Genomic DNA, 1567 nt, shown 5'->3' with positions numbered 1-1567 from the left:
GCCGCCGGCCCAGGTCGTCCTGAGGTGCTCCCGGCCCTTGATCGCGGTGTAGGTGTCCTTCGCGAGCACCGCGAACCCGTCGTCCAGCTGGACGACCTCGGCGTCGCGGACGTCGGTGGCGTCGAAACCCGTTGGGGCGGCGCCGATCCACGGTGGCCGGGCGATGACGGCGACCAGGTCCGCCGGCTGGTCGATGGCGTACCGGAGCCTGCCGGTGACGATCGCGTCCTGATCGACCCGTTTGATCGCCGGGTTGCCGAGGACGCGCCAGTGCTCCTGTGGCGTGAGCACGACGTCGGACGGCGTGAGCCCGCTGGCTTCCGCTGCCAGTTCCTGATAGCTGAAGCGCTTGTCCGCGTGCCGGACGAAACCGTCCTCGGCGCTGCACGCTGTTTCGCTTACCCGCCAACGTTGTGCGGCTGCCATGACCAGCTGGTGCCGGACGGTGGCCGCGGCCGTGCGGATCGGCTCGTGCACGCGTTGCATCGTGTTGGAGTTGGCCGAGGTCTGCGGTCCATAGGTCTCCGGGTCGCCGTCCGCCTGTTCGATCCGGAGGCTTTCCACGGGGACCTTCAGTTCTTCCGCGACCATCATGGCGACGGCGGTGCGCACGCCCTGACCGGTGTCCGGAACCGGGACGGTGACGGTGATCCGGCCGGACTCGGCGTCTATGCGCACAAAGGGATTCATGACTCCGCTCGCATCCGGGCGGCGGCGTTGCGGATCGCCCTGCGGATCCGGGGATACGTGCCGCACCGGCAGACGTTGTGCCGCAGCGCCTCGTCGATGTCGTGGTCGGTCGGGTCGGGATGTTTGGCCAGCAACGCGATCGTCGCCATGATCTGGCCTGGCTGGCAGTACCCGCACTGCGTGACGTCCTCGTCCAGCCACGCCTGCTGCACCGGGTGGTCCGCGACGCCCTCGATGGTCAGGACGTCCTGTTCCCGCATGCTCTCCACGGAGTGCTCGCACGGACGGAACGCGTGGCCGTCCACTATGGACGTGCACGCACCGCAAGCGCCGACGCCGCAACCGTACTTCGTGCCGGTCAGCCCCAGGTGGTCGCGGAGCACCCAGAGCAGCGGAGTTTCCGGGTCGGCCTCGACCTCGTGGATCTCACCGTTGATGTGCAGCCGGTGCATGCTCACTTAACCGAGAGTAGCGGCCGCAACACCGTTATGGACCGGATATCGTTGCTTCGTGGACGGCGTTCGGTTCGGGGTGCTTGGGCCGCTGCTCGTCACGCACGGGCAGCGGGACGTGCACGTTCCCGCTGGTCAACCGCGCCAGGTCCTGCTGATGCTGCTGGTGCACGCCGGTCAGATCGTCAGCGTCGACCACCTGATGTCGGTCCTGTGGCACGGCGATCCGCCCGCGAGCGCGCGCAAGGCGGTGCAGGTGCACGTGTCGCAGCTCAGAAGGGCGTTGAAGGACCTCCCCGGGGTGTCGCTGGAGTGGTCGCGGCAGGGGTACCGGCTCGACATCCCCGACGGCTCGCTCGACCTGCAGCTCTTCCGCGCCGCCGGGGACCCGGACGAGGCGCTGGGGTACTGGCGCGGGCCCGCGC

At 69.0% G+C, this 1567-nt stretch carries 3 protein-coding genes; 1 reads left to right on the top strand and 2 read right to left on the bottom strand.

All coding sequences use genetic code 11. From position 1 onward, the window contains the following. Nucleotides 1–690: molybdopterin cofactor-binding domain-containing protein (locus B0F77_RS46445; protein ID WP_158103033.1), on the bottom strand; the 690-nt coding region annotated here is incomplete at its 3' end. Continuing rightward, the gene (locus B0F77_RS46440) at nt 687–1148 is read right to left on the bottom strand and encodes a (2Fe-2S)-binding protein (RefSeq protein WP_086669368.1); all 462 of its coding nucleotides are present in this window, start codon (nt 1146–1148) and stop codon (nt 687–689) included. The genes B0F77_RS46445 and B0F77_RS46440, both read right to left, overlap by 4 nt. A gap of 52 nt (nt 1149–1200) precedes the next feature. Between B0F77_RS46440 and B0F77_RS46435 the strand changes: the two genes are divergently transcribed. Next, nucleotides 1201–1567: AfsR/SARP family transcriptional regulator (locus tag B0F77_RS46435; protein ID WP_211294389.1), on the top strand; the 367-nt coding region annotated here is incomplete at its 3' end.

The organism is Lentzea kentuckyensis (assembly GCF_002150765.1).
Taxonomy (GTDB): domain Bacteria; phylum Actinomycetota; class Actinomycetes; order Mycobacteriales; family Pseudonocardiaceae; genus Lentzea; species Lentzea kentuckyensis.
Note: the sequence above shows the minus strand (reverse complement) of the source record. Positions and strands in the feature narration are given on the sequence as shown.